This window comes from Shewanella sp. ECSMB14101 (assembly GCF_000773485.1).
Lineage (GTDB): Bacteria > Pseudomonadota > Gammaproteobacteria > Enterobacterales > Shewanellaceae > Shewanella > Shewanella marisflavi.
This window is the reverse complement of sequence record NZ_JSFF01000014.1, coordinates 1-25,972: the sequence shown is the minus strand read 5'-3', so window position 1 is coordinate 25,972 and position 25,972 is coordinate 1. Positions and strand designations below refer to the sequence as shown.

Below are 25,972 nucleotides of genomic sequence, written 5' to 3'. Positions count from 1 at the left end.
AATGGATGTGGTATACTGCCGAATAACAATATTTCTTTTCTGCTTCCTATGGTTCAACTAAATCAAAAATTTATCAATAGCATAGCTAAAGATATGCCGGATCATCTCTCGATGGATGAGTTTATCAGCTACTGTGCCAAGCCCCTTCGCCCTTCTATCAGGGTTAACACTCTCAAAATAGCAACTTCAGACTTCATCACGCTGATGAGTGCCAAAGGCTGGCTATTCGAGCCGGTGCCTTGGTGTGTTGACGGATTTTGGGTAAAGGTCGATGAGTCGGTGCAGTTAGGCAACACCATAGAGCACATTCAAGGGCTATTTTATATTCAGGAGGCCAGCTCTATGCTGCCGCCTACGGCTCTCTTTCCCCAGCCTATAGAGGATGCAGCGTCCCTGACTGTACTCGATATGGCCTCTGCCCCTGGCTCAAAAACCACTCAGCTGGCCGCCATGATGGCTAATCAAGGCTTACTGGTCGCCAATGAATACTCCTCCAGCCGCGTGAAGGTACTGCATGCCAATATGTTGCGTATGGGCGCCAGCAATATAGCGCTAACACACTTCGATGCCAGAGTATTTGGTCAGTACCTTTATGAGACATTCGATGACATATTGCTCGATGCCCCCTGCGGCGGCGAAGGCACAGTACGTAAAGATCCCGACGCACTCAAACACTGGGACGAAGATGAGATTGAAACCATCGCTGCGGTCCAGCGCGACCTTATCGAGTCGGCGTTTTTGGCGTTAAAACCTGGCGGCACTTTGGTCTATTCAACCTGTACCCTAAACCGACGTGAAAACCAAGATGTGTGCCTACACCTCAAAGCAAAATACGGTGAGGCTGTGCAATTTGAATCCCTTGCAGCACTATTTCCCGGCGCCGAAAAGGCCTGTACCGACGAGGGCTTTTTGCATGTCTGGCCACAGATCTTTGACAGCGAAGGCTTCTTTATCGCCAAGATTTCCAAGTTGTCCACAGTTCCTCGCGCTGATGAGGAGCCTCGCAGACAGAAGAATTTTCCCTTCGCGTCTGCGGGCAAGAAAACGAGTCAGGCGCTGTGCGACTATTTTGACACTAGCTTTGGGATCGATCTCACTACGCGGGGCGAGATAATGCAAAGAGACGATGAATTTTGGTTGTTCCCCTACAATATTCAACCGCTCATCGGCAAGATACGTTTTCAGCGCATTGGCCTCAAACTGGCCGATGCATTAAAGAAAGGCTTTAAGCCCCGCCATGAAGCCTTGATGGCGCTGGCCAATAATACGCAAGGGATCCCGCTGGACGAAGTTCAGGCGATTCAATACCTAATGGGACGTGACATTACTTTAGCCAATAAAGAGAAACCTCAAGGTGAGCAGTTGGTTAGCTACCATGGGGCCCATTTAGGCCTGGTAAAACATTTGGGAAATAAACTCAAAAATAGCCTGCCGCGGGATCTGGTGCGAGATAAAATCTGCCATCCTGAAATGAGTGAAGTTGAGCCGATATCCAAGTAGATCGAATTAAGACGATCCTTCTGCGGACGCCTCAATTACCAGTTAAAAACATTTTGTTACAATTTGACTGAATATTTACCAAGGGTAGCCCGGCAGTGAGGCTGAGTTTGACTACACTAAAAGCCTGAGACAAATTCGAGGCAATCTCAAACAGTAGCGCACGGCTCTGCAAAGAGCCATTCCCCTAGACCCAGAACAATTGGAATAGTTTTGGGTCTTTTTTTGTCTCAAATATCTAGAGGCTATTATATAGAGGCAATACAGGCGGCAATATTTAAAGCCCTAACCTTTCACCAGCCTAGACCAGCTTAGCTGCGTCTTTAAACAGCCTAAAGAAGTTGTCACCGGTATATTGAGCAAGTTCTTCATACTTCTCGCCACGCAGTTCGGCCACGAACTCGGCCACGTCACGTACAAATGCAGGTTGATTCTCTTCACCGCGATGGGGAACGGGTGCAAGATAAGGCGCATCAGTCTCCACCAGGAGTCTGTCTTTAGGTACCTTACGGATAACGGAGCGCAATTCCCCTGCATTTTTAAAGGTGACAATGCCAGATACTGAGATATAAAAGCCGAGATCGATAGCGGCCTTCGCCATCTCCCAATTTTCGGTAAAGCAGTGCAGCACTCCACCGACTTTGTCGGCCTGGCCCGCTTTTAACATGGCAATGGTATCTTCGCGCGCATCACGGGTATGAACGATAAGCGGCTTATCAACCTCTACCGCCAAGGCGATCTGCTGCTCAAAGCAAGTTTGTTGCAACGCCTTGGTCTCACCAGAGTAGTAATAATCTAATCCTGTTTCACCGATGGCGACCACTTTAGGATCTTTGAGGTAAGCATGTAACTGCGCCGTATCAAGCCCCTCCTGTACATCAAGCGGATGTACGCCAGCCGACAAGAACACCTGCTCAAACTCTGCCATTTTCGCCTGCATGGCCGCAAAACCTTGCTGACGAACATTGACGCACAAAAAGTACTCCACACCTCTGGCCTTAGCCTGGGCAAGTATATTTTTCAATGAGTCCTGATCTGGCGCCGCCTTTAGACGATCAAGATGGCAATGGGAATCGATAAGCACGCAAAAATCCTAAGTCACTACTAAAAGGAGGCAAAGGATAGCTATCTACATAGTGCAGGTCAAATCGCCTGAAGCGAGTTCGCGAGAAAGTAGGTTTTCGATATGATGTTTATGGGTAGAGGCATCGGTAACGATCTTCACCCCTATGCCTGCTGGTCGACCGCCCGAGGCGCCCAGCGGATTGATCCAAACAACCAAGCCTTGAAACTCATGACGAACGGTAGAACCAGGCAGTTGATAGGCAATGGTTAACTCCTGCCCTAAATAATGGCTCTCAGTTGTAGCCACAAATAAGCCCGCCGGCTGGATAAAGGGCATGTAAGCTCTATATAGCTGATGTAATGTATCAAAATTAACCACGAGATCGACCATATTATTTTAACTTGTTGTTAGCGACTGATACTCTAAGATAAACGCCTGAAAAACGGCCATAAAATTCACATTGGGCATCATACTCAAGCTATGATACGTCTCCATCACCTCGGCTGCAAATTTTGTTATCTTAATGTTAATTAGCGCATCAGCATTTTTCTGCTTGACCAGTTTTTGTCGTAGAACAACATACAAAACTTTAAGTGCATCAGAAACTTGCTTTTCATTTATATTAGTTAAGTTAGCACACAGGTGTCCAGACGACAAACTTTGTATCCAGGCTTTTCTAAGGCTAACCAAGGTCTCATAACGCTCATCTTTTAAAGTACTTAACAGTTCGACAGGTCCGCCGACCACAGGCAAGCACCAGGTGACATCGCGCTCCAGGCTAAACTGCTCGTTAAGCCAAGTCTGTACCTCTTGCCTGCTAGGCAACTGGCAATGTAAGCGCTGACAGCGGCTACTTATGGTAGCCATCAAACGGCTGGGGGTATCACTCTGGAGCAGTAGCAATGTTTGCTTTCCTGGCTCTTCCAAAGTTTTCAACAAGGCATTGGCCGCCGCCGTGTTGAGGCGTTCACAGTTTTTCAGTACTGCCACCCGCATCCCGCCCTGCTGAGCGGTTGCCGTCAGTTTCTGACACAGTTCACGTACTTGATCGACCTTGATCTGATTACCATCGGCCTCGAGATGATAAAAATCCGGATGATTACCCGCAGCAAATAACTGACAGCTCTTGCAGACCCCGCAACCTCCTGTGGTCGTTGTCGCCGTGCAAAGAGCTGCTTGGGCTAATGTCTGCGCCAGCTCCATGCCACCGTAGCCTTGGTGAATCCCCAACAGGTAGGCATGCCCTTGCTGCCCCGTCATCAGCTGATGACAAAAAGATGCGGTAGGCTCTGTTAACCAAGGCAGCAGCATAGTCCCTTCCTGTTTCATCATTACCAATCTTGGCGCTGTAGCACAGCTAAGATCTCTTTATGCACTTCAGCCATCGTCTGACTTGCATCGATCACCACGATAGACTCGTCCTCGTTAGCAATTTTCAGATAGGTCGACCTGGCACGCTCGAAAAAGCTCAGGGCCTGCTGCTCAATTCTATCTAACGCGCCACGATCCCTTGCTCTTTGCAGCCCAAGCTTTGGGTCGATATCCAAGTATAAGGTGAGATCGGGTTTAAACCCCTTTAGGGTCGCCTGGCTCACGGCCTCAACCAAAGGCATCAATTGACGACCGCCACCTTGGTAAGCTAAAGAGGAAAGGTTATGGCGATCACCTAGTACCCAACGGCCCTTTGCTAATGCAGGCTTGATCACATTGGCAACCAGTTGAGCCCTAGCGGCATAGATGAGTAAACACTCTGACTCGTCACACAAAGGGTCATTCGGATCGGCAATTTTAACCAAGTCACGAATGCGCTCGGCTAACGGCGTTCCACCCGGTTCACGAGTGCAAACGGGCGCCTCACCGTTATGCTTTTCAATAAAGTCTCTGACCAAGGCGATGGCACTGGATTTACCTGCCCCTTCCAAGCCCTCAATAACAATAAATTTCGCGCTGCTTTGCTTCATCGATTTCTCTGGTATTTATCTACAGCACGGTTGTGCTCGTTTAATGTTTTAGAAAAGATATGGCTGCCGTCATTCTTCGACACGAAATAGAGGTAATCAACATCAGCTGGTTGCGCCGCCGCCATTAAGGATGCAGTGCTTGGGGCAGCTATGGGAGTTGGCGTCAAACCATTAATACGATAAGTATTGAATGGCGTTTGCTCCCGCAGATCTTTGCGTGTGATGTTACCTTGATATCGATCACCCATCCCATAGATCACGGTTGGATCGGTCTGCAAACGCATCCCCTTACGCAACCTATTGGTAAATACCGCCGAGATCCACGGGCGTTCACTGGCCTTGCCTGTCTCTTTCTCAATAATAGAGGCCATGATAAGCAGCTCATAAGGACTTTTTAACGGGATGCTTTTATCCCGCTGTTGCCAGGCCTTATCGAGTTCCTGCTGCATCTTTTGGTAACTCTGCTGCAAAATCACCAACACAGAATCACCGGCGCCATAATGATAGGTATCTGGGTAAAACTTACCTTCGGGCAAGTTGGACTCATCACCATTATTTCGCAGCACTCGCAGGAAAGGCTCCTCCTGCCACTGAATGCGAGGCAACTGCTTCAGAAGTGCTCGCCACTCTTTGATACTTTGACCTTCGATAAGGGTAACTGAAAACACCATCCCACGTCCCTGATTGAGCTTCTCAAGCAACTCGATAATGCTCTCATTCGGGGTAATTTGATACAAACCACTGCGGATCTTGGCAAGCTCAGGATGTAGCTTGACCAACACCTTAAGCTTCCAAAGCTCATCTATGGCACCGGTTTGCTCCAATGCCAAAGCCATCTGCGAAAAAGAGGTACCGCGAGCAACTTCAAATTCCATAGGCTGTTGAAGCTTAAGGGGCGTCTGGCTATAACTCACCACACTTTGATAAACCCAATATAAACCTACCGCACTCACACATAGCAGGGTGAAGAGTGTTGCAAGCACACCAATAATCAGTTTTCTCATAACGTTAGTTTTAATTCTTGCCTAATGTTTGCCAGCAGCGGGCTTAGGCTAAATGAATGGTTATCTATTTGGGTAATGCCAACGGCCCCAAACAAGCTATTACTGGCCAGGACATGGTCAAATTTCGCGAGTTCACTGGGCAACACCTGACGCGCCTCAACATTAAAACCGGCAGCGACAAACCAGAGTATCAACTGCTCACGCATCACTCCCGCCACACCAGAAAAATGCAGGCTCGGCGTTACCAGTGTTTGTCCTTGAATAAAAAAGAGGTTTGCCATAGACGCTTCAACAATACCTGTATCAGTGTCGCAAACCAGCCAATCATCAAAGCCTTCGGCGAGCGCCTGAGCCCTGATCAACACTTGCTCGAGTCGATTTAAGTGTTTGATGCCGGCCAGCAGCGCCTGCTTGGCCAGACGCACCTGACTGGTTTGCAGTCTGATGCCTGTTTCTTGCCACTGGCGATAATGAGCAGGGATCTCATGAAGCGATATGACCTCTGTTAGCTGCGGGCTTTGTGGTGGCATGTAACCTCGTCCACCGACGCCTCTGCTAATGAGTAGCTTAAGACAAAAATCGTTTGAATACTGGGTATCGCCCTGCGCACAAGCTTCTGCCAGTTGACTGCGCAATGCCTGAGTCGCTTGCCAGGGGATCCCCAAGCGCTTCGCGCCTTGTGCTAATCGCAGTAGATGGTTTTCTAGGAAGGCTATCTCACCACCTTGGCAACGCATGGTAGCAAAAAGGCCGTCGCCATAGGCGAGGCCTCTGTCGAGCGCCGACACGCTAGTGTTTCGCTGACCGTTAATCCAAATCGCGTCAGACATTAGTTGTCCTGGCTGATCCGACTAGCAAGGGCTTCTTGCAGAGCGTTGTATTGGGAACACTAAGCTCGATATAAGGAGCCCTATGGCCTTGAAATACGCAGAACTGATCACTTAATTTAACATCGCCACTAACGCCACTTAGGGTATCAGCACCCAGACGCGGCGCGATCACAATATTGCCGTGGTCTAAACATGTTTCAATGTCTAAATCAGTTAAACGCATCCCAGCCGAACTCCCAAAATACCTAATCTATTTTGCTAAAAGATGTTGAATTCTAGCTTTTAATATATCGGTCGCAATGCGGTTTTTACCACCGCGAGGCACAATAATGTCAGCGTATTGTTTAGAAGGATCAATAAACTGCAGGAACATAGGACGCACAGTCTGAGTATACTGCTGCATGACTGACTCCATGGTGCGGCCACGCTCTGCCACATCACGCGTCAAGCGGCGCATAAAACAGATATCCAGAGGCGTATCCATAAACACGCTGGCATCCATCTTCTCACGCAGATTTGGATCGGTTAGCAGCAAGATCCCTTCAAGAATAATCACCTTCTTCGGGGTCATAGTGACTGTCTCAGCCAAACGTGTATGTTCTGTGTAGCTATACTGAGGAATTTCCACCGCCTGACCGTTCTTCAGTGCGCTAAGGTGCTCGCACAAGAGTTGATGATCCAGTGCCTTGGGGTGATCATAATTGGTCAATACTCGCTGATCCATCGACAGATGACTCTGATCTTTATAATAAGCATCTTCGGCAATCACACCTATCTGGTCAGTGCCCAAATCACGACATAACTCCTCATAGATAGTCTTCGCGATTAGACTCTTACCCGACGCCGATGCCCCAGCGATACCAATTATGACACATTGCGAATTCATGCTTTTAAACCTTACTCATCATCTGAAATTGAAATAGATACGACACTCTGTGTCTGGCTCAGGGCAAGTTGTGCCCCGACTTTTCTGGCAATCTCCTTATACAGCAAGGCCACTTGGCTCTCACCGTCGGCGACCACAGTCGGTACACCTTTATCCACATCCTCACGAATATTGAGTTGCAGCGGCAATTGGCCCAGCAACGGTACATTATAGCGCTCAGCCATCTTAAGACCGCCATCTTCGCCGAAGAGGTGTTCCTTATGACCACAATCACTACAAATATGGAAGCTCATATTTTCCACTATGCCCAGCACAGGTATATTCACCTTTTGGAACATGCTTATCCCCTTCTTGGCATCTGCCAGGGCGATATCCTGCGGCGTAGTCACCACGACTGCACCGCTCACAGGCACCTTTTGCGATAAGGTGAGCTGAATATCACCTGTCCCAGGTGGCATGTCGATCACCAAGTAATCCAGTTCTGGCCACAAGGTCTCGTTGAGGAGCTGTGCTAAGGCGCCCGCCGCCATAGGGCCGCGCCACACGGCAGCTTCATCACCACTGACGATAAAACCAATTGACTGTGCAGCGATGCCATGGGCCTCGGCAGCCGTCATCATCTTGCCGTCAGGCGAAACTGGGTTAAAGTTGGGCACACCAAGCATTAAAGGAATTGAGGGACCATAAATATCGGCATCGAGTATACCCACCTTGGCACCTTCGGCTGCGAGCGCCAACGCCAGGTTCACCGAAGTGGTTGATTTCCCCACGCCGCCTTTACCAGAAGCTACGGCGATCACCTGCTTGACGTTTGGTAAGGGTTCAACGGCGCCAGAAGAGATAACGGCAGGTTGAAAATCGATTTCACATTCCACTTCATCGATGGCATCAAGCACTGCTAACTTATTGGTGATTGCCATAACGGTGTCGCGATACTGGCTCTGACAGGGATAAGGATAACAAAGCCCAAGTTGCAATCGCTTGCCTTCGATATCTAGCTTGGTCACACAACCTGCGCTCACCAAACCTTGCATTAAATAGGGATCTTGATGGGCATCTAAAATCGCCAAAACCGGACCAAGCAGATCATCACTAAGATGATAATTCTGAGACGCTGAAGACAAAACGACTACCTCCGAAAATAAATTTGAATAAGTGTATCAGAAAAACTCCTCATATTCGGATAGATTTAATTCACTTAAAGCAGCTTTTGATGAAACTTTAGCGATGATCGGTTAGTATCTATGCCATTCTTTTTGGGCACTTACTGATTTAGAGACAAGATGGCAACTTCACAACGTAAAATTCTCGTGACCAGCGCACTTCCGTACGCCAATGGCCCCATACATTTAGGTCACATGCTTGAATATATTCAAACCGATATCTGGGCGCGTTTTCAAAAGCTACGCGGCCACGAATGTCACTATATCTGTGCAGACGATGCCCACGGCACCCCCATCATGCTTAAAGCACAACAGCTTTGCATGGCGCCTGAAGAGATGATCGCTCAGGTACAGAAAGAACATCAGCAAGATTTTGCCGACTTTAATATCCAGTTCGATAACTTCCACAGCACTCACAGCGATGAGAACCGTGAACTGGCAAGCGAGATCTACTTAAAGCTGCGCGATGGCGGCTATATCAAGTCGAAAACCATCTCTCAGCTATTCGACCCTGAAAAGTCTATGTTCCTGCCGGATCGCTTCGTCAAAGGCACTTGCCCTAAGTGTAAGTCTGTCGATCAATATGGCGACAACTGTGACAGCTGCGGCGCGACCTACAGCCCAACGGATCTGATCGATCCTAAGTCGGCGGTATCAGGCGCAACACCAGTGATGAAAGAGACTGAGCACTTCTTCTTCGACCTTCCCGCCTTCGAAGAGATGTTAAAAGAGTGGACCCGCTCAGGCTCACTGCAACAAGAGATGGCCAACAAGCTGGGCGAATGGTTCGACCAAGGCCTACAGCAGTGGGATATCACCCGTGATGCCCCCTATTTTGGTTTCGAGATCCCCGATGCGCCGGGTAAATTCTTCTACGTCTGGCTCGATGCGCCTATCGGTTACATGGGCTCATTCAAAAACCTATGTAACAAGCGTAGCGACCTAAGCTTCGACGAGTTCTGGGCCAAAGACTCTACGGCCGAGGTGTACCACTTCATCGGTAAGGATATCGTTTACTTCCACAGCCTATTCTGGCCAGCCATGCTTGAAGGTGCAGGTTACCGCAAGCCAAACAGCGTATACGCCCATGGTTATGTGACGGTAAACGGCGCCAAGATGTCAAAATCTAAGGGCACCTTTATCAAGGCCAGAACCTATCTGGATAATTTAAACCCTGAGTACCTGCGTTACTACTACGCGGCTAAGCTCAGCAGCCGTATCGATGACCTAGACCTTAACCTGGAAGACTTCGCTCAACGCGTCAACTCAGATCTCGTGGGTAAACTGGTTAACCTCGCCTCACGCACCGCAGGCTTTATCAGCAAGCGTTTCGATGGCAAGCTCGCCAAGGTAGCCGATACCAGCCTGAGCGAAACCTTCCTCGCCAAAGCCGATACGATTGCCGAGTTTTACGAAACCCGCGAATTTGGTAAAGCAATGCGTGAAATCATGGCGCTTGCCGATATCGCCAACGCCTATGTTGCCGATGCTGCACCTTGGCAGCTGGTGAAGCAGGAAGATAAGCAAGAGGAAGCTCATCAGGTGTGTAGCAATGCGCTGAACCTGTTCCGCATCCTGGTTACTTATCTTAAGCCTGTGCTGCCTAAACTGGCCCAGGATGTTGAGACCTTCCTGCAACTTGAGCTGACTTGGGATGATTTAGCCAAAGATCTGAGCGGTCACGAAATTGCGCCATTCAAGGCCCTGATGCAGCGCGTCGAAATGAAAAACATCGAAGCCATCATTGAAGCCTCGACCGAAAACCTCCAGGTAACTGAAGCCCCTAAAAGCCAGCTGGAGCTTGATCCTATCAGCGAAGAGATCAGCTTCGATGATTTTGCCAAGTTGGATCTGCGTATCGCTCGCATCGCCAAGGCAGAGCATGTACCTGAAGCCAACAAGCTACTTAAGCTGCAACTCGACCTAGGTGGCGAAACCAAGCAGGTCTTTGCCGGTATCAAGTCAGCCTATGCTCCAGAAGACCTAGAAGGCAAGCTAACTGTGATGGTGGCCAACCTGGCACCACGTAAGATGCGTTTCGGCATGTCTGAAGGTATGGTGCTTGCCGCAGGACCGGGTAAGAAAGATCTGTGGATTCTAGAGCCCCATGAAGGCGCTCAACCTGGCATGCGAGTCAAGTAAGCCAAACCCCCTTTGATTTAAAGCAAAAAGGCCGCTAATTAGCGGCCTTTTATTTTAGGTTATCACCTAATAATAAGCTCAGTTCACGGCGCCACTACACTGGGTTGTGGATATCCACAAAGTGATGGGTCAAGCCAAACTCATTCGCCAGATGCTCGCCCAATGCCTTGATACCAAATCTTTCTGTGGCGTGGTGACCCGCAGCGTAGTAATGAATATTTTGCTCTACGGCGCTATGGAATGTGCGCTCAGATACTTCGCCGCTAATAAAGGCATCGACACCTAGCTCTACCGCGATGTCGATATAATCTTGAGCGCCGCCACTGCACCAGGCCAGATGATGGATAGCTTTATCACTCTCGCCAAGATGCAGCGCCTCACGTCCTAGCACGCTGGCAAGATGAGCTGCAAACGCACTTGGCGCCATAGGTTCATCCAAACGTCCTTGCCACACAAGGCCTTGAGCAACCCCTTCTACCGATTCCGCATCGATAATCCCTAGCTCTCGAGCCAGCTCAGCATTGTTGCCCAGCATAGGGTGACCATCGAGCGGAAGATGATAGCCATAAAGATTAATATCATTATTAATCAGCGTCTTAATACGGCGATACTTCATGCCGGTAATGGTCTCTGACTCCCCCTTCCAAAAGAAACCATGGTGCACCAGCAGGGCATCGGCATTTAGCTCAACCGCTCTATCGATCAACGCCTGACAGGCGGTCACTCCAGTCACAATCGTCTTTATTCGCTCCTTGCCTTCCACCTGTAAACCGTTGGGGGCATAGTCCTTATAATTGCCCACCTGCAGAAATTCCGTAAGGTAGCGGGTTAATGCTGTGCGATTCATCTAAGCTCCTAATCTGAATCAGATAAGATAAGCCAACCTCTCACTCAATCACGAAAAATTAGCTGTGATATTAGCGCCTAGTTTAGCCATATCTGGGGCTCAGTTCATAGAAATACGTTGAATTTCTGTGAAAATTGGACATTTCGGGCGTTTCAACTATAAAATTAGGCCAAACCTTCAATTACACATTAAAAGAAATAGGTTAATACTATGTCAAAGTTGACCAAAGAAGAGGTAATTAGCTCACTCGAAACGGCCTTGAGTAAAGCCCAGGGTAAGAGCGTGACTATCGAGCAGAAAGGAAGCTGGTATAAGATCGATGGTGGTAAATCTCTTCGTTTTAGTGATTTAGAGGCCATGTTGGCCGAGCAAGGCACAGCGACTCCAGCTGTAAAAGCCACACCTAAAGCAGAAAAGCCAAAGGCTGCTCCTAAGAAGGCGGCGCCAGTAAAGGCTAAAGCTACTGCTAGTAAATCAACTTCTGGCGGTATGACGCCAAAAGAGCTATGGCGAGCCAAGCTTGCAGGTAAAGGACAACTACCTCGCGGTTTCTAATGTAAACCGGTAAATGCTGCGCAAATAATGCACAAAAAAGGAGCCTAACGGCTCCTTTTTTATTTGTACTATTGCTCAACACATAATTCCAGCTACATGGCCAGATCGACCCGCACCCGGCCTTGCAGGTACACCACTCGAACTTCATCATCGACATTAAAAATCATACCTGGGTCATAATCTTGGATAACCATTACCTCTTGGCCATCTTCATAGCGGATCATCAACTCCACGAGTTTGAGTTGCTGATAATAATCGTCGCCCGATCTGTGGCCTATACCGCCACCTATTAAGGCACCTAATACGGTCGCCACGTCCTTACCGCTACCACCACCAAACTGGTGACCTATGACGCCGCCTATGAGCGCGCCGCCAAATGCACGCCAACCCTGATTACGATCTTCAACCAATTGAGTTTGTGTAATATTGCGCACCGAAGTTACATAGCCATATTCGACCTTCTCAACTGGCACCGCTTGATTCCGCTCATAGGCTGCATCCACACCAGCACACAGACCCAGACTTGCCGCTAAGATAAAAACTGACCAAATAAGGCGAAAGTGAAGCGCTGCAGGTTTCAACATAAGAGGTTTTCCGCTAACTTATAAAGAGGCCGATAACTAATTTTACTCAATTGTGAACTCACTGTCCTATTTAAATCATGAACTGGCAAAGTTCCCCTCGCCGGAGTTTGCCTTAACCGATCCAAACGGACTCTTGGCCATCGGTGGAGATCTTCATCCCAAGCGACTACTCAACGCCTATTATGAGGGGATTTTTCCTTGGTTTAACGAAAACGACCCCATACTCTGGTGGTCGCCAGACCCGCGTGCCGTATTCGTACCGGGTGCACTCAAAGTTAGTCGTAGCCTCAAGCGTCACATCAAACGAAGCCGGTGGCATTTCAGCGTTAACCGCGCTTTTAATCAGGTAATTGAAAACTGCGCCCTCACTCGCCAAGGCAAGGAAGGAACCTGGATCACAGCTGAAATTCAAACAGCCTATAAAGCCCTTCATCAGCAGCACAAGGCGCATTCGGTGGAGGTATGGGATGATAATAAGCTCATCGGTGGCCTCTATGGGGTCGCCATTGGCCAGGTATTTTGTGGCGAGTCCATGTTTCACCTACAAAGCAATGCCTCCAAGGCCGCCATGGCGATGTTGCATCAACATCTACTCGCACACAAGTACCGCCTAATCGATGCCCAGGTCATGAACCCTCATCTGGCGTCACTGGGCGCAAAAGCGCTCAAGCGTAACGATTTCTTCAACTTGTTGAAGCGTTTTCGCGATGTTGAAGTCGCCAGCGATGCCTGGCATCCCCAAGAGGTGCAGCTTGAGCTCTAGATCCGATACCATTCAAGTGGGCATGACCCACACTTTCGACTGCAGTTACCTGCCCAACAAACAAGAACAACTGTTGGTACTGCAAGAAGAATCGCTCGACTTAACCTTGTTTGAAAAGTTACTCGCCTTAGGGTTTAGACGCAGTGGCGAAACCATATACAAGCCTCATTGTCCCCACTGCCAGGCTTGTCTGCCAATAAGGATCCCCGTAGGCGCTTTTCAGCCCTCACGTCGGCAAAAGCGCACCCTAAAGCAAAATCAGGATATCAGCTGGTCTCTGGTTGATGCCTGCAGCGACGAGCACTATGCATTGTACGAGACATACATCAAGGCGCGTCATCATGACGGTCCCATGTACCCGCCATCGAGAGAACAATACGATCATTTCGTGCAGTGCAGTTGGCATCCCCCCCAATTGCTGGAACTCAGGCTTCAAGGCAAACTCATCGGCGTTGCAGTGACCGATATACTGCCTAACAGCCTATCCGCCATCTATAGCTTTTTTGCGCCTGAATTGGATAAACGCTCTCTGGGATCCTTTATGATCCTACTGCAGTGCCAGCTTGCAAAACAGATGAATAAAGCACATGTTTATCTGGGTTATCAGATCCATGAGTCGCGTAAGATGAATTACAAGACCGCCTATCACCCCTATGAGATCTTAACCACAAACGGTTGGCAACGAAGCGAATAAAGCGAAGAAATCAGAAAAAAGAAAGCAAACAGATATTTGCCCAGATAACGAACACCTCTTTACAGCAGCACCAATTTGCGGCATGATACGCCCGTTTTTAATATTTGAAGGCTAACAGGATAACTGATTAATGGCGAAAGAAGACAACATTGAGATGCAAGGCACTATTCTTGAAACCTTGCCAAATACAATGTTTCGAGTAGAGCTAGAGAATGGTCACGTAGTAATCGCCCATATCTCAGGCAAAATGCGTAAAAACTACATCCGTATTCTGACGGGTGATAAGGTCACTGTACAGCTGACCCCTTATGATTTGAGCAAAGGGCGCATCGTCTTCCGTTCACGCTAAAGTTAGCTAACGAAATAAAAACCGGCAGAGCCGGTTTTTTTTGTTCCTGCACGGATAGTTCCTGACCAGAGAACAGGCGGCGTTATCCTTTGTGATAAGCCCATGACAAATCATAAAAAAGGCTGCAATTGCAGCCTTTTTTCTTTATGTCTGTGTCAGCTTTTCCGGTCGCTCGACCTTAATGCTCAGCTTATCACCGTCAACATCAACATAGGCCGTACCGCCCTTCTCAAGTTGGCCAAAGAGGATCTCATCGGCAAGCGGACGTTTAATCATCTCGGTGACCACGCGCGCCATTGGCCGCGCGCCCATCGCCTTATCATAGCCCTTCTCGGCCAGCAAGGTTCTGGCTTCATCGCTCACCTCAAGCACCACAGATTTCTCATCAAGCTGCGCCTGTAACTCTACCAGGAACTTATCAACCACCTTGGCAATCACTGTCATATCCAGATGATTGAACCAGATGATCTCATCTAAGCGGTTTCTAAATTCAGGCGAAAAGACTCGATTAATCTCAGACAAGGCGTCCTGACTATGATCTTGCTGCTTAAAGCCAATCGATTTACGCACCGTCTCCTGCACACCGGCGTTAGTGGTCATCACTAAGGTCACGTGCCTAAAGTCCGCCTTACGGCCATTGTTGTCCGTCAAGGTGCCGTGATCCATCACCTGAAGCAACAGGTTATAGACATCAGGATGCGCTTTTTCAATCTCATCGAGCAATACCACACAGTGAGGATTCTTTATCACTGCATCGGTCAACAAACCACCCTGATCGTAACCAACATAGCCTGGTGGTGCACCGATAAGGCGAGACACGGTATGACTCTCCATGTACTCAGACATATCAAAACGTACCAGCTTGAGGCTAAGACAGGACGCCAGTTGGCTGGTTACCTCGGTTTTACCTACCCCGGTTGGCCCGGCAAACAAAAAGCTCCCCACAGGCTTGTGAGCGCCGCTCAGGCCACTGCGCGACAGACGTATCGCCGAGCTAAGTGCTTCAATGGCCTTATCTTGACCAAATACCACCATCTTGAGATTACGCTCAAGATTTTTCAGCATATCCTTGTCGTTTGCCGAAACCGTCTTCTCAGGGATCCGCGCCATCTTGGCGATTATCGACTCGATCTCCGCCTGGCCTATGGTCTTCTTACGCTTGCTAGCGGGTTGCATCGCCATACGAGCCCCCGCCTCATCGATCACGTCTATCGCCTTATCTGGCAAGTGTCTGTCATTGATATGCTTATCCGATAGCTTAGACGCAACCGAGAGTGCTGCCAGGGTATAGCGCACACCATGGTGCTCTTCATACTTGCTCTTGAGGCCTTGTAGGATCTTGGTGGTTTCTGCCACCGAAGGCTCATTAATATCGACTTTTTGGAAGCGTCTTGCCAGGGCCCGATCTTTCTCAAAAATACTCTGGTATTCCTGGAAAGTGGTTGAGCCCATGCAACGCAGGTGACCGCTAGACAGAAGCGGTTTTAATAAGTTAGACGCATCCATTACACCGCCTGACGCGGCGCCGGCACCAATGATGGTGTGGATCTCGTCGATAAACAAAATCGCATGCTCGTCTTGCGCCAGCTCCTTAAGTAGGCTCTTGAAACGTTTCTCAAAATCCCCGCGGTATTTGGTGCCCGCCAGCAGTGCACCAAGATCTAAAGAGTAGACGGTGGCATCAGCCATCACCTCGGGCACTTCATCGTTAACGATGCGATAGGCTAAACCTTCAGCGATTGCCGTCTTACCCACGCCCGCTTCACCCACCAGTAGCGGATTATTCTTACGACGGCGACATAAGATCTGAATCGAGCGCTCAATTTCATCGGCGCGGCCAATCAGAGGATCGATATTGCCCTTGCGTGCCTCTTCGTTGAGATTCGCAGTAAATTGCGACAGCTTACTGCGCTCTTCCGGTTCGCTATTATCTTCAATCTGCTCAGGCTCTTGGGCATTGTCCAGTTCATCGCGCGCAACACCGTGCGAGATGTAGTTCACTACATCAAGACGGGTGATCTCACAGTTGCGTAACAGGTACACCGCCTGGGATTCCTGCTCGCTAAAAATAGCCACTAAGACATTGGCGCCGGTGACTTCATTGCGACCAGAAGACTGCACATGAAAAACCGCTCGCTGCAGTACACGCTGAAAACCTAAGGTGGGTTGGGTTTCTCTATCATCATTTGGGTCGCTGATAATAGGAGTGGTTTGTTCGATGAAACTCGACACATCTTCTCTTAGTTTGTCGAGATTCGCACCGCAGGCCAATAACGCCTCTTGGGCCGCTGGATTGTCGATTAACGCCAATAGCAGATGCTCTACGGTCATGTATTCGTGCCGCGCGTCTCTGGCTTGCTGAAACGCCAGATTCAAGGTGACCTCTAAATCTTTATTTAACATAAGCACCCCCTAAAATAATCACAAAACTTCGATCTTCAGGCTTTCTCTAATGAACACAGTAACGGATGTTGGTTTTGTCTTGCAAACTGATTTACTTGTGCGACCTTAGTTTCTGCAATGCCAAAAGGGAAAACGCCGCAAATTCCCTTACCCTGATGATGTATCGCCAACATGATATCTGTGGCTTCTTGTTCGTTTTTATTAAAAAAGAGTTGTAACACCTCGATGACAAAGTCCATCGGAGTATAGTCATCGTTGTTTAAGATCACTTTGTACATAGAAGGCGGCATAAGCTCTGTTTCCGCGCGCTCTTCAATGTGCTCAATATTACCTACTTTACCCATATTTCAATATTAGCCTCTAGTTTTGGCTTCTTCCAAATGTTACTACCTACCCAGGATAAACCTATCACTCATCCGACCATTAAAACCATTTCCCGGTGTTCCCGCGCCAATTGTTGCTTTTTTGTTAAATTAATCTTGACATCCGCTTTTACTGGTTTCATTCTGTTCATCGAGCGGTGAATTTACCCCGCCTCATTAAGTTTTACTATCTTACTGGTCAGTAAACAACAGAAGGAAGTGGAAGTATGGCAAACGGAACTGTGAAATGGTTCAACAACGCCAAAGGATTCGGGTTTATCTGCCCTGAAGCTGGTGGTGAAGACGTTTTCGCACACTATTCTACCATTGAAATGGAAGGCTATCGAACTCTAAAAGCAGGCCAATCAGTCCAATTCGAGGTGGAACAGGGGCCTAAAGGGATGCACGCGTCAGCGATATCGCCCACTAAATAGTGGGTTTAAAAAACAAAAAAGGCAGGGTTATCCCTGCCTTTTTTATTTATTGTGAAAAAGGCGCACAAGGCGCCTTTTTCAACCTGCTATTAGCTTAACAGCTGATTGAGTGTCGCACTTGGACGCATCGCCGCTGTTGCCTTAGCAGCATCCAGGCGATAGTAACCACCCAAATCAACTGCCGGACCCTGTGCACCGTTTAACTCTGCAACTATCTTAGCTTCGTTATTGGCAAAGGCTTCCGCTAATGGCGCAAACTTAGCCTTAAGCTCAGCATCACTGTCCTGCGCTGCTAATGCCTGAGCCCAGTACATGGCCAGATAGAAATGGCTACCACGGTTATCCAGCTCACCCACACGACGTGAAGGCGAACGATTCTCGTCGAGGAACTTACCGATGGCATTATCCAATGCATCGGCCAATACCTGGGCCTTAGGATTATCATAGTTTTGGCTCAAGTGCTCGAGTGACGCGCCAAGGGCCAAAAACTCACCGAGAGAATCCCAGCGCAGGTGACCTTCTTTCTCCACCTGTTGAACGTGCTTAGGCGCACTACCACCGGCACCTGTCTCAAACAATCCACCACCGCTCATCAATGGTACGATTGAGAGCATCTTAGCACTGGTACCCAGCTCAAGAATTGGGAAAAGGTCCGTTAGGTAGTCACGCAATACGTTACCCGTCACCGAAATGGTATCCAGGCCTTGTTTGATTCGCTCCAGTGAGAAACGAGTGGCTTCAACCGGCGCCATGATATGGATCTCTAGGCCAGCGGTATCATGCTCAGGCAGATACTTGTTCACTTTGGCAATCAGTTGTGCATCGTGGGCACGGTTCTCATCAAGCCAGAAGACGGCAGGCGTTGACGACAGACGCGCGCGGTTTACCGCCAGCTTAACCCAGTCACGGATAGGCGCGTCTTTCACCTGGCACATTCTCCAGATATCACCCGCTTCCACATCGTGAGACATGAGTAGATTGCCGGCAGCATCGATAACCTTCACCACGCCGTCTGCAGCCATTTCAAAGGTCTTGTCATGGCTACCATACTCTTCGGCTTTCTGTGCCATCAGGCCAACATTGGGTACGCTACCCATGGTAGTTGGATCGAAAGCGCCGTGCTCTTTACAGAACTGGATGGTTTCTTGGTACACACCGGCGTAGCAACGATCTGGGATCAACGCCTTGGTATCTTTCAGCTTGCCATCTGGTCCCCACATCTGGCCTGATGAGCGAATAGCCGCTGGCATAGAAGCATCGATAATCACATCGCTTGGCACGTGTAGGTTGGTGATACCGCGGTCAGAATCAACCATGGCCAGGGCTGGACGCTCGGCGTAGATAGCGGCGATATCCGCTTCAATTTCGGCCTGCTTTTCCGCTGGTAGGCTAGCGATCTTGGCATAGACGTCACCGAAACCATTATTAACATCGACGCCTAGCTCTTCAAACAGCTGGCCATGCTTGTCAAATAGTGACTTGTAATAAACCTTCACCGCGTGACCAAATAAAATAGGATCTGACACCTTCATCATGGTGGCTTTCAGGTGCAGTGATAGCAGCACATCTTCAGCTTTTGCAGCCTCAATTTCGCGCTCCATATAAGCCACTAGCGCCTTCTTGCTCATGGTTGAGGCGTCAATCACTTCGCCAGCCAGCAGCTCAAGGCCAGATTTTAGCGTCTTGCTGCTGCCATCTTTACCTTCAAACAGAATATCGACACTGGTTGGCGCATCGACGGTGACAGATTGCTCACTGCCATAGAAATCACCTGCATCCATATGGGCAACGTGTGACTTAGAATCACGGCTCCAAGCTCCCATTGAGTGTGGGTTCTTTTTGGCGTAGTTCTTTACCGAAGTTGGCGCGCGGCGATCTGAGTTACCTTCACGCAACACTGGGTTTACGGCACTGCCCTTAATCTTGTCATAACGCGCCTTGATATCGGCTTCTGCATCATTTTGTGGCTCATCAGGATAGTTAGGCAGCGCGTAACCTTTTTCCTGCAGCTCTTTGATACAAGCTTTTAATTGAGGGATAGAGGCACTGATGTTAGGCAGTTTGATGATATTGGCTTCTGGCTTAGTGGCCAGTTCACCTAATTCAGCGAGGGCATCTGAGATCTGCTGTTCTGGGCTTAAAAATTCAGGAAAATTAGCAATAACACGGCCAGAGAGTGAAATATCACGAGTCTCAACACCGACGCCTGCGGCGGCAGTAAAGTGCTTGATGATTGGCAGTAAAGATAGGGTCGCGAGTGCCGGAGCTTCATCAGTCTCCGTATAGATGATCGTTGGATTGTCGTTCATTTTATTTCCTACGTTTTTTTAAAATAAATTGTTTATGAATCAAATCACTATGATGTAATTATTATAATTTTACGATGGCGAATGCGAGGCATGAAAAGGATAAACTGTAAGGGTGAACGCCCAAGGGACATGCCCTGACACTTAAACCGATTTAATGCAAAACAAAGCGCGGTTAACATCTCAAATTCTGTTCACGCTTTGCTATCGATCACATTTAATTGGCCGACATCATAAATCATTCACGCCAATATTCAAATTCCACTAATGGCGAATGCACAGTACAATGTCAGCATTAGCATACACTACCCCAGAAGTTTGCCACTTGAGTCTGACCAAACCCACAAAATCTAAAATCACTCGTCGCAGCCAAGGCCCAAAAACCTCGAGCGCCGTCAATCCCAAAGGCAAACCTCGCTTGCATAAGCCGGGGAAATTTACCTCGAAAAAGCCCAAGCCGCGTCCGGAAAATCCCATCATAGTGCTGTTCAACAAGCCATTCGATGTCTTGTGTCAGTTTACCGATGATCAAGGGCGTAAGACCCTCAAAGACTTCATCCCCATAGAAGGGGTTTACGCCGCCGGGCGTCTGGATCGCGACAGCGAAGGCCTGCTGCTACTCACCAACGACGGCGTGCTGCAATCTCGTATTACCGAACCGAAAAAGAAAACCTATAAGACCTACTGGGTGCAGGTCGAGGGCATTCCAACCGACGAGGCCATCGAAGCACTCAGAAATGGCGTGAATCTAAAAGATGGCCCAACGCTGCCGGCAAAGGTCACTCGTATGCCTCAACCTGACATCTGGCCGCGCACGCCGCCGGTAAGAGAACGCCAGCAGATCCCCACAAGCTGGTTATCTATTGAGATCTGTGAAGGACGCAACCGCCAGGTCAGACGAATGACGGCCCATGTCGGTTACCCTACCCTCAGATTAATTCGTTATAAAATAGGTCAGTGGTGCCTAGATGAGATTAAAAACGGCGAGTATAGAGTCTTACCCCAATCCTAACGAGGTCATAGATGGAGCGCTATAAACCCAATGTCACGGTAGCCTGTGTGATCGCCTGCGAAGATAAATACCTAATGGTAGAGGAGCTTATCGATGGCAAGCTCACCTATAATCAGCCAGCAGGTCATCTGGAAGCCCATGAAAGCTTAACCCAAGCCTGCGCGCGCGAGGTGCTGGAAGAGACAGGAGTTGCCATCAAACCACAATCACTCATCAAAATTTATCAGTTTCAAGCCAATGAAGATTTGGCCTTTCTTCGCTTCACCTATGCTTGTGCCCTTGATGAATTACTCACACCAACGCCCCAAGACAATGCCATCTGCCGCGCCCTGTGGATGACCCTTGATGAAATAGAGCAGCGCAAACCACAGCTCAGAAGCCCTCTGGTATTGCAATGCATACACGACTATCGCCAGGGAAAACTCTTTTCGACTGACGTGGTCAATAGCCAGTTTCTCCTGTTAGCCCAAAGCCACAATGCATGATAGAATATGCCCCCGCATATTACGGCGACACATTTTCCAGATAGCAGGTCAAATTGGGATCTGCCCGACTTAGGCGAAAGCCACTTTAGACAACTGGACAAAACGCCGTAGCTACACATATTTAATTGGTTTTTAGGATTTATGGCATCAATCGAACCCAATCCAAACGGTAAAAAAGTGATCGTCGGCATGTCCGGCGGTGTTGATTCATCTGTTTCCGCCTATCTTCTCATACAGCAGGGCTATCAAGTCGAAGGCCTGTTCATGAAGAACTGGGAAGAGGACGATACCGATGAGTATTGTGCCGCGGCAGAAGATCTTAAAGACGCTCAAGCCGTTTGTGACAAGCTCGGCATCAAGCTGCACACGGTCAACTTTGCCGCTGAATACTGGGATAACGTGTTCGAATACTTCCTTGCCGAATACAAGGCGGGTCGTACCCCTAACCCAGACATCATGTGTAACAAAGAGATTAAGTTTAAAGCGTTTCTTGAGTTTGCCGACGATATCTTAGACGCCGACTACATTGCCATGGGGCATTACGTGCGCCGCAGCGATGCTTCGGGCCAGAGTCAGATGCTGCGTGGTGTCGATGGCAACAAAGACCAGAGCTATTTCCTCTACACCTTGAGCAACGAGCAGATCGCTCGCTCACTATTTCCCGTTGGTGAGCTGGAAAAAAGCGAAGTGCGTGACATCGCCAAGAAGATGGGTTTAGTTACCCATGATAAGAAAGACAGCACGGGCATCTGCTTTATTGGCGAACGTAAGTTTACCGATTTTCTAAGTACCTTCTTACCAGCACAGCCTGGCAAGATAGAAACCGCCGAAGGTGAAGTGATTGGCGAGCATCAAGGCTTGATGTATCACACCCTGGGCCAACGTAAAGGTCTGGGCATTGGCGGAATGAAAAACAGCAATGACGATCCTTGGTATGTGGTAGATAAAGATCTCGAACGTAACGTATTAGTCGTCGGCCAAGGCGGTCAGCACCCTCGCCTCATGTCAGTGGGTTTCTATGCCAATCAACTGCACTGGGTCGACAGAAAGGGGCCGGCCGATGGCGCAGCGATCACAGTTAAGACGCGTTATCGCCAGCAAGACGTTGCCTGTACCCTTACCTATGAAGGGGAAGATCGCATCAAGGTGATCTTCGACGAGCCGGTAGCGGCCGTGACCCCAGGCCAGTCTGCTGTGTTTTATGACGGCGAAGTCTGCCTTGGCGGCGGTATCATAGACACCCTGATAAGAGAGTAAACCGTGAGCGAGCCGATTTTCGACAGAACCATGGCCTTTGCCGGTATTCTTCAGGCAATTGGCCAAGTACAGAAGGTCGCCAGACATGGTCAGGCTGACGATGAGATGCTTAGCGCTTGTCTAAACACCATTATGGTGACCAATCCCGATAACACTGCCGATGTATACAGCGACAAGGCTGCATTGAATCGTGGCTACCAACTGGTGTTGAATCAGTTGGGGGATGACAAGCAGAAAGATGTTGAGATCACCCGTTACCTCATCGGCATTTTGGCGCTAGAGCGCAAGCTATCCCGCAGTGCAAACGCCATGGGCATGCTGGCCGAAAGGATCAATCAGGTACACAGACAGCTGCACCATTTTGCGATTACCGATGATCAGGTGGTCGCCAACTTTGCCGGCATCTACAGCGACATTATCAGTACCTTAGGTCCCAAAATACAGATCTCGGGCAATCCCGAGTTTCTGAAACAACCTCTGGTACAACAAAAGATACGTGCCCTGCTACTGGCTGCCATGCGCAGTGCGGTGTTGTGGCGCCAACTTGGAGGCAAGCGCAGACACCTTGTCTTCTCGAGAAAAACAATAGTTGATACAGCTAAGAAAAGCCTCACCCTATAAATAATAAGCTAAGTTCATTAAAGGAGCTTCTAATGGAACTTTCCGCACTAACTGCTATCTCTCCGGTAGACGGTCGTTATGGTAGTAAAACCGCCTCATTGCGAGGGATTTTCAGCGAGTACGGCCTGACCAAATACCGTGTTCAAGTCGAAATAAACTGGCTAAAGCTGCTATCCAGCTGCCCAGAAATTGAAGAAGTTCCTCCTTTTAGCGAAGCCGCGCTGGCTTTGCTCGATCAGATCAAAGACAACTTCAGCGAAGCAGATGCCCTGCGCGTCAAGACCATCGAAGCCACCACCAACCACGATGTGAAGGCGGTCGAGTACTTTATCAAAGAGAAGATCGCGGATAATAGTGAGCTGGTTGCTATCGATGAGTTCGTGCACTTTGCCTGTACCTCTGAAGATATCAATAACCTGTCTCACGGTCTGATGCTTAGCGAAGCTCGCGAGCAGGTGCTGGTGCCTTACTGTCAACAGATTGTAGACAGTGTTAAGAAGCTAGCGACCGAGTATCGCTCTGTGCCACTGATGTCTCGTACTCACGGCCAGCCGGCCTCTCCTTCTACCTTAGGTAAAGAGATGGCCAACGTAGCCGTGCGTCTTGAGCGTCAGCTTAAGCAGATCCAAGCGGTTGAGATCATGGGTAAGATCAACGGCGCCGTAGGAAACTACAACGCTCACCTGTCGGCCTACCCTGAAGTTGACTGGCACACCCTGTCTGAACGTTTCGTGACCAGCCTGGGACTCAACTGGAATCCTTACACCACACAGATCGAGCCACACGATTATATCGCTGAGCTGTTTGACGCCGTTGCGCGATTCAATACCGTATTGATCGATTTTGACCGTGACATCTGGGGTTATATCGCCTTGGGTCATTTCAAGCAGAAAACCGTTGCTGGTGAAATTGGTTCATCGACCATGCCGCACAAGGTTAACCCAATTGACTTTGAAAACTCAGAAGGCAACCTGGGCATCGCAAATGCTCTGATGCAACACTTGGCGGCTAAACTGCCAGTGTCTCGTTGGCAGCGCGACCTGACCGACTCTACAGTTCTACGTAACTTAGGTGTGGGCATGGCTCACGCGTTAATTGCCTACCAGGCTACCCTTAAAGGGATCAGCAAACTGGAGGTGAACGAGGTTCACCTGCGTGAAGAGCTGGACCAAAACTGGGAAGTACTGGCGGAGCCAGTTCAAACCGTTATGCGTCGTTACGGCATCGAGAAACCATACGAGAAGCTTAAAGAGCTGACCCGTGGTAAGCGTATCGATGGCGAGCAACTGGCACAGTTCATCGACAAGCTGGAACTGCCAGCTGAAGTCAAAACTGAACTCAAGAAGATGACGCCGGCAAACTATATCGGCCGCGCTGAAGCCTTTGTAGATGATCTAAAGTAATCATCCCATAGGGTTAACATAAAGGCGGTAGGCAAATGCTTACCGCCTTTATTATTTTCAGAATATGATCTTTTGGGCTTATACTGCCCCCATTTCCCCACCACAGCTTGGCGAATCACTCTATGTACAGCCTCAATTTCGATACACAAGATTTTTTAACCCATCACTGGCAAAAGCAGCCTCTGGTTATCAAGGGCGCCTTTAAATCTTTTCATGATCCTATCGCCGCCGATGAGCTGGCAGGACTCGCCTGTGAAGAGGAAGTCGCCTCGCGTATCGTGCTGACTCAGCAGGATAACTGGGAAATCATCCAGGGGCCTATCGAAGACTATTCCCCTTTTGGCGAAAATAACTGGCAGCTCCTGGTGCAGGCAGTCAACCATTGGTACCCAGATGCGGAGCCGTTGGTAGACGCCTTCCGCTTCATCCCCGACTGGCGCTTTGATGATCTTATGGTCTCTTACGCCACACCGGGCGGCGGCGTAGGCCCCCATATCGACAACTATGATGTCTTCTTGCTGCAAGGCGAAGGCAAAAGGCGCTGGAAAGTCGGTCCCAAAGGCCAATATGCCCCACGTGGAGGCGATACCCACACCGCGCTTATTGATGACTTCGAACCAATAATCGATGTAGTGCTCGAAGCCGGTGACATGCTTTATATTCCGCCAGGCTTTCCCCACCGAGGCGAGACCATAGAGACGGCACTGAGTTACTCAATAGGCTTTCGCACGCCTAGCCAACAAGAACTCTTTAGCAGTATTGCCGATCATTTAATTGACACCAATAGTGGTAATAAGCGCTTTACCTCTAATCAGGAACCTACAAGCCCTGGCCTATTGAGCATTGAGCAGCAAGAAGGCATGTTAGCCTTGGTATCTGAGATCTTGTCTCAGCCAGAACACTATCAAACGTTACTGGGTCAGACCCTAAGTCAGAACCGCTTCGAGCTGGATCTTTGTGAGCAAGGGGACAATTACGCCCAGGTAGAGCTAATGGAAGCCCTGGAAGATGGCGCCAGTTTACAGCGCATCGGCGGACTTAAGGTGATTCGTCTCGAAGGCGATAAACACGCCAGACTCTTTATCAATGGTGAGATCTACACCTTTAGTGAAGACGATGAGTTAGATGAAGAACTCCTGCTGCTAGCCAATCAGTTTAGCTTCGAAAGCGAACAGGCAATGAGCCTCTGTCAGCAGCAAGCAATTGGGCAATATTTTGTTTGGCTGCTCAATTCGGGATACGCCTACCTCGCCTAAGGATATGGCTCATATTGAGCGCAAGCCCTAAAAAAACACAAAAAAGCCGCCTCTGATGGGCGGCTTTTTTATGGTTCATCGCGGCTTTCCGG

The 25,972-nt window shown here is 49.0% G+C and carries 26 protein-coding genes; 13 read left to right on the top strand and 13 right to left on the bottom strand.

Translation table 11 applies throughout. From position 1 onward, the window contains the following. Window positions 1-48: 48 nt before the first annotated feature. The gene (gene rsmF / locus NY07_RS11740; protein WP_033539552.1) at window positions 49-1,500 is read left to right on the top strand and encodes a 16S rRNA (cytosine(1407)-C(5))-methyltransferase RsmF; all 1,452 of its coding nucleotides are present in this window, start codon (window positions 49-51) and stop codon (window positions 1,498-1,500) included. 298 nt (window positions 1,501-1,798) lie between these two features. Here rsmF and NY07_RS11735 read toward each other — a convergent pair whose 3' ends face one another. The 8 genes from NY07_RS11735 to apbC all read right to left on the bottom strand — a co-directional run bounded on the left by NY07_RS11735 (window position 1,799) and on the right by apbC (window position 8,368). Next, entirely contained in the window at window positions 1,799-2,581 is a 783-nt protein-coding gene (locus tag NY07_RS11735) for a TatD family hydrolase (RefSeq protein WP_033539551.1), read from the bottom strand. Between the two features lie 45 nt (window positions 2,582-2,626). Continuing rightward, window positions 2,627-2,953, bottom strand: a complete 327-nt coding sequence (locus tag NY07_RS11730) for a PilZ domain-containing protein (protein ID WP_033539550.1) — start codon at window positions 2,951-2,953, stop codon at window positions 2,627-2,629. Between the two features lie 6 nt (window positions 2,954-2,959). Then, entirely contained in the window at window positions 2,960-3,895 is a 936-nt protein-coding gene (holB, locus tag NY07_RS11725) for a DNA polymerase III subunit delta' (protein WP_033539549.1), read from the bottom strand. Then, a complete protein-coding gene (gene tmk, locus NY07_RS11720; protein ID WP_033539548.1) occupies window positions 3,895-4,524 on the bottom strand; it encodes a dTMP kinase in 630 nt (209 codons plus the stop codon). The genes holB and tmk overlap by 1 nt, the downstream gene beginning before the upstream one ends. Then, window positions 4,521-5,528: an endolytic transglycosylase MltG gene (mltG, locus tag NY07_RS11715; RefSeq protein ID WP_033539547.1), complete on the bottom strand. Its 1,008-nt coding sequence runs from the start codon at window positions 5,526-5,528 to the stop codon at window positions 4,521-4,523. Before mltG ends, tmk begins: the two co-directional genes overlap by 4 nt. Then, window positions 5,525-6,358: an aminodeoxychorismate lyase gene (gene pabC, locus NY07_RS11710; protein WP_033539546.1), complete on the bottom strand. Its 834-nt coding sequence runs from the start codon at window positions 6,356-6,358 to the stop codon at window positions 5,525-5,527. The genes mltG and pabC overlap by 4 nt, the downstream gene beginning before the upstream one ends. Before the next feature lie 250 nt (window positions 6,359-6,608). Continuing rightward, entirely contained in the window at window positions 6,609-7,244 is a 636-nt protein-coding gene (gene udk, locus NY07_RS11705) for a uridine kinase (RefSeq protein WP_033539545.1), read from the bottom strand. 11 nt (window positions 7,245-7,255) lie between these two features. Then, window positions 7,256-8,368: an iron-sulfur cluster carrier protein ApbC gene (gene apbC / locus NY07_RS11700; RefSeq protein WP_033539544.1), complete on the bottom strand. Its 1,113-nt coding sequence runs from the start codon at window positions 8,366-8,368 to the stop codon at window positions 7,256-7,258. Window positions 8,369-8,527: 159 nt separating this feature from the next. On the opposite strand from apbC, the gene metG reads away from it, so the two are divergent. Then, a complete protein-coding gene (metG, locus tag NY07_RS11695; protein ID WP_033539543.1) occupies window positions 8,528-10,549 on the top strand; it encodes a methionine--tRNA ligase in 2,022 nt (673 codons plus the stop codon). Between the two features lie 94 nt (window positions 10,550-10,643). Here metG and NY07_RS11690 read toward each other — a convergent pair whose 3' ends face one another. Then, window positions 10,644-11,396: a Nif3-like dinuclear metal center hexameric protein gene (locus NY07_RS11690; protein ID WP_033539542.1), complete on the bottom strand. Its 753-nt coding sequence runs from the start codon at window positions 11,394-11,396 to the stop codon at window positions 10,644-10,646. A 210-nt stretch (window positions 11,397-11,606) separates the two neighbouring features. Between NY07_RS11690 and NY07_RS11685 the strand changes: the two genes are divergently transcribed. After that, window positions 11,607-11,951: a hypothetical protein gene (locus tag NY07_RS11685; protein WP_033539541.1), complete on the top strand. Its 345-nt coding sequence runs from the start codon at window positions 11,607-11,609 to the stop codon at window positions 11,949-11,951. Window positions 11,952-12,043: 92 nt separating this feature from the next. On the opposite strand, the gene NY07_RS11680 is transcribed toward NY07_RS11685, so the two are convergent. Then, window positions 12,044-12,535, bottom strand: a complete 492-nt coding sequence (locus tag NY07_RS11680; RefSeq protein ID WP_033539540.1) for a glycine zipper 2TM domain-containing protein — start codon at window positions 12,533-12,535, stop codon at window positions 12,044-12,046. 52 nt (window positions 12,536-12,587) lie between these two features. Here NY07_RS11680 and aat point away from each other — a divergent pair, with 52 nt between their 5' ends. From aat to infA, 3 genes are all read left to right on the top strand, one after another. Further along, on the top strand, window positions 12,588-13,298 hold the full coding sequence (gene aat, locus NY07_RS11675) for a leucyl/phenylalanyl-tRNA--protein transferase (RefSeq protein WP_033539539.1): 711 nt from the start codon (window positions 12,588-12,590) through the stop codon (window positions 13,296-13,298). Further along, window positions 13,288-13,992: an arginyltransferase gene (locus NY07_RS11670; protein WP_033539538.1), complete on the top strand. Its 705-nt coding sequence runs from the start codon at window positions 13,288-13,290 to the stop codon at window positions 13,990-13,992. Before aat ends, NY07_RS11670 begins: the two co-directional genes overlap by 11 nt. A gap of 130 nt (window positions 13,993-14,122) precedes the next feature. Beyond that, complete coding sequence (infA, locus tag NY07_RS11665; RefSeq protein ID WP_011865366.1) at window positions 14,123-14,341, top strand: translation initiation factor IF-1; 219 nt, start codon at window positions 14,123-14,125, stop codon at window positions 14,339-14,341. A 144-nt stretch (window positions 14,342-14,485) separates the two neighbouring features. Here infA and clpA read toward each other — a convergent pair whose 3' ends face one another. Both clpA and clpS read right to left on the bottom strand, forming a co-directional pair. Beyond that, on the bottom strand, window positions 14,486-16,744 hold the full coding sequence (clpA, locus tag NY07_RS11660) for an ATP-dependent Clp protease ATP-binding subunit ClpA (protein WP_033539537.1): 2,259 nt from the start codon (window positions 16,742-16,744) through the stop codon (window positions 14,486-14,488). 35 nt (window positions 16,745-16,779) lie between these two features. Beyond that, window positions 16,780-17,088, bottom strand: coding sequence for an ATP-dependent Clp protease adapter ClpS (gene clpS / locus NY07_RS11655; RefSeq protein ID WP_011865364.1), 309 nt, complete (start codon window positions 17,086-17,088; stop codon window positions 16,780-16,782). A 245-nt stretch (window positions 17,089-17,333) separates the two neighbouring features. On the opposite strand from clpS, the gene cspD reads away from it, so the two are divergent. After that, window positions 17,334-17,540: a cold shock domain-containing protein CspD gene (gene cspD, locus NY07_RS11650; protein WP_011865363.1), complete on the top strand. Its 207-nt coding sequence runs from the start codon at window positions 17,334-17,336 to the stop codon at window positions 17,538-17,540. Between the two features lie 89 nt (window positions 17,541-17,629). On the opposite strand, the gene NY07_RS11645 is transcribed toward cspD, so the two are convergent. Next, the gene (locus NY07_RS11645; protein WP_033539536.1) at window positions 17,630-19,849 is read right to left on the bottom strand and encodes an NADP-dependent isocitrate dehydrogenase; all 2,220 of its coding nucleotides are present in this window, start codon (window positions 19,847-19,849) and stop codon (window positions 17,630-17,632) included. Between the two features lie 283 nt (window positions 19,850-20,132). On the opposite strand from NY07_RS11645, the gene rluE reads away from it, so the two are divergent. The 6 genes from rluE (at window position 20,133) to NY07_RS11615 (ending at window position 25,880) form a co-directional block, all read left to right on the top strand. After that, window positions 20,133-20,858, top strand: coding sequence for a 23S rRNA pseudouridine(2457) synthase RluE (gene rluE / locus NY07_RS11640; RefSeq protein ID WP_235363920.1), 726 nt, complete (start codon window positions 20,133-20,135; stop codon window positions 20,856-20,858). 11 nt (window positions 20,859-20,869) lie between these two features. Further along, entirely contained in the window at window positions 20,870-21,343 is a 474-nt protein-coding gene (locus NY07_RS11635; RefSeq protein ID WP_033539535.1) for an NUDIX hydrolase, read from the top strand. A 141-nt stretch (window positions 21,344-21,484) separates the two neighbouring features. Continuing rightward, the gene (mnmA, locus tag NY07_RS11630; protein ID WP_033539534.1) at window positions 21,485-22,600 is read left to right on the top strand and encodes a tRNA 2-thiouridine(34) synthase MnmA; all 1,116 of its coding nucleotides are present in this window, start codon (window positions 21,485-21,487) and stop codon (window positions 22,598-22,600) included. Window positions 22,601-22,603: 3 nt separating this feature from the next. Continuing rightward, complete coding sequence (gene hflD / locus NY07_RS11625) at window positions 22,604-23,221, top strand: high frequency lysogenization protein HflD (protein ID WP_033539533.1); 618 nt, start codon at window positions 22,604-22,606, stop codon at window positions 23,219-23,221. A 32-nt stretch (window positions 23,222-23,253) separates the two neighbouring features. Next, on the top strand, window positions 23,254-24,624 hold the full coding sequence (gene purB / locus NY07_RS11620) for an adenylosuccinate lyase (RefSeq protein WP_033539532.1): 1,371 nt from the start codon (window positions 23,254-23,256) through the stop codon (window positions 24,622-24,624). A 122-nt stretch (window positions 24,625-24,746) separates the two neighbouring features. Beyond that, window positions 24,747-25,880: a cupin domain-containing protein gene (locus NY07_RS11615; RefSeq protein ID WP_033539531.1), complete on the top strand. Its 1,134-nt coding sequence runs from the start codon at window positions 24,747-24,749 to the stop codon at window positions 25,878-25,880. Window positions 25,881-25,972 lie beyond the last annotated feature (92 nt).

Excerpts from the sequence above, each read along its gene's own strand:
- rsmF (WP_033539552.1), top strand. The coding sequence starts at position 49 with ATGGTTCAACTAAATCAAAAATTTATCAATAGCATAGCTAAAGATATG.
- NY07_RS11730 (WP_033539550.1), bottom strand. The coding sequence starts at position 2,953 with ATGGTCGATCTCGTGGTTAATTTTGATACATTACATCAGCTATATAGA.
- holB (WP_033539549.1), bottom strand. The coding sequence starts at position 3,895 with ATGATGAAACAGGAAGGGACTATGCTGCTGCCTTGGTTAACAGAGCCT.
- tmk (WP_033539548.1), bottom strand. The coding sequence starts at position 4,524 with ATGAAGCAAAGCAGCGCGAAATTTATTGTTATTGAGGGCTTGGAAGGG.
- mltG (WP_033539547.1), bottom strand. The coding sequence starts at position 5,528 with ATGAGAAAACTGATTATTGGTGTGCTTGCAACACTCTTCACCCTGCTA.
- pabC (WP_033539546.1), bottom strand. The coding sequence starts at position 6,358 with ATGTCTGACGCGATTTGGATTAACGGTCAGCGAAACACTAGCGTGTCG.
- udk (WP_033539545.1), bottom strand. The coding sequence starts at position 7,244 with ATGAATTCGCAATGTGTCATAATTGGTATCGCTGGGGCATCGGCGTCG.
- metG (WP_033539543.1), top strand. The coding sequence starts at position 8,528 with ATGGCAACTTCACAACGTAAAATTCTCGTGACCAGCGCACTTCCGTAC.
- NY07_RS11690 (WP_033539542.1), bottom strand. The coding sequence starts at position 11,396 with ATGAATCGCACAGCATTAACCCGCTACCTTACGGAATTTCTGCAGGTG.
- NY07_RS11685 (WP_033539541.1), top strand. The coding sequence starts at position 11,607 with ATGTCAAAGTTGACCAAAGAAGAGGTAATTAGCTCACTCGAAACGGCC.
- NY07_RS11680 (WP_033539540.1), bottom strand. The coding sequence starts at position 12,535 with ATGTTGAAACCTGCAGCGCTTCACTTTCGCCTTATTTGGTCAGTTTTT.
- infA (WP_011865366.1), top strand. The coding sequence starts at position 14,123 with ATGGCGAAAGAAGACAACATTGAGATGCAAGGCACTATTCTTGAAACC.
- clpA (WP_033539537.1), bottom strand. The coding sequence starts at position 16,744 with ATGTTAAATAAAGATTTAGAGGTCACCTTGAATCTGGCGTTTCAGCAA.
- clpS (WP_011865364.1), bottom strand. The coding sequence starts at position 17,088 with ATGGGTAAAGTAGGTAATATTGAGCACATTGAAGAGCGCGCGGAAACA.
- cspD (WP_011865363.1), top strand. The coding sequence starts at position 17,334 with ATGGCAAACGGAACTGTGAAATGGTTCAACAACGCCAAAGGATTCGGG.
- NY07_RS11645 (WP_033539536.1), bottom strand. The coding sequence starts at position 19,849 with ATGAACGACAATCCAACGATCATCTATACGGAGACTGATGAAGCTCCG.
- rluE (WP_235363920.1), top strand. The coding sequence starts at position 20,133 with ATGTCAGCATTAGCATACACTACCCCAGAAGTTTGCCACTTGAGTCTG.
- NY07_RS11635 (WP_033539535.1), top strand. The coding sequence starts at position 20,870 with ATGGAGCGCTATAAACCCAATGTCACGGTAGCCTGTGTGATCGCCTGC.
- mnmA (WP_033539534.1), top strand. The coding sequence starts at position 21,485 with ATGGCATCAATCGAACCCAATCCAAACGGTAAAAAAGTGATCGTCGGC.
- purB (WP_033539532.1), top strand. The coding sequence starts at position 23,254 with ATGGAACTTTCCGCACTAACTGCTATCTCTCCGGTAGACGGTCGTTAT.
- NY07_RS11615 (WP_033539531.1), top strand. The coding sequence starts at position 24,747 with ATGTACAGCCTCAATTTCGATACACAAGATTTTTTAACCCATCACTGG.